The sequence below is a fragment of the Pseudomonas sp. NPDC089758 genome, assembly GCF_044748705.1.
GTDB lineage: Bacteria > Pseudomonadota > Gammaproteobacteria > Pseudomonadales > Pseudomonadaceae > Aquipseudomonas > Aquipseudomonas putida_X.
Map to the genome: position 1 here is coordinate 1 of NZ_JBIVGN010000042.1, position 1025 is coordinate 1025.

The window sequence follows — 1025 nt, forward strand, 5'->3', positions numbered from 1 at the left end:
AAGCTGAGTATCTTGTACTGAATACATAGGTGCAAGAGGCGAACCAGGGGAACTGAAACATCTAAGTACCCTGAGGAAAAGAAATCAACCGAGATTCCCTTAGTAGTGGCGAGCGAACGGGGACCAGCCCTTAAGTTGGTTTGAGATTAGTGGAACGCTCTGGAAAGTGCGGCCATAGTGGGTGATAGCCCCGTACACGAAAATCTCTTATCAATGAAATCGAGTAGGACGGAGCACGAGAAACTTTGTCTGAACATGGGGGGACCATCCTCCAAGGCTAAATACTACTGACTGACCGATAGTGAACCAGTACCGTGAGGGAAAGGCGAAAAGAACCCCGGAGAGGGGAGTGAAATAGAACCTGAAACCGTATGCGTACAAGCAGTGGGAGCCTACTTTGTTAGGTGACTGCGTACCTTTTGTATAATGGGTCAGCGACTTATATTCAGTGGCGAGCTTAACCGAATAGGGGAGGCGTAGCGAAAGCGAGTCTTAATAGGGCGTTTAGTCGCTGGGTATAGACCCGAAACCGGGCGATCTATCCATGGGCAGGTTGAAGGTTAGGTAACACTGACTGGAGGACCGAACCGACTACCGTTGAAAAGTTAGCGGATGACCTGTGGATCGGAGTGAAAGGCTAATCAAGCTCGGAGATAGCTGGTTCTCCTCGAAAGCTATTTAGGTAGCGCCTCATGTATCACTGTAGGGGGTAGAGCACTGTTTCGGCTAGGGGGTCATCCCGACTTACCAAACCGATGCAAACTCCGAATACCTACAAGTGCCGAGCATGGGAGACACACGGCGGGTGCTAACGTCCGTCGTGAAAAGGGAAACAACCCAGACCGTCAGCTAAGGTCCCAAAGTCATGGTTAAGTGGGAAACGATGTGGGAAGGCTTAGACAGCTAGGAGGTTGGCTTAGAAGCAGCCACCCTTTAAAGAAAGCGTAATAGCTCACTAGTCGAGTCGGCCTGCGCGGAAGATGTAACGGGGCTCAAACCATGCACCGAAGCTACGGGTATCACCT

1 rRNA gene is annotated in these 1025 nt (G+C 50.7%); it reads left to right on the top strand.

The annotated features are described in order from the left end of the window. Positions 1-1025, top strand: a 23S ribosomal RNA gene (locus ACIPZH_RS25745); the annotation flags it as partial.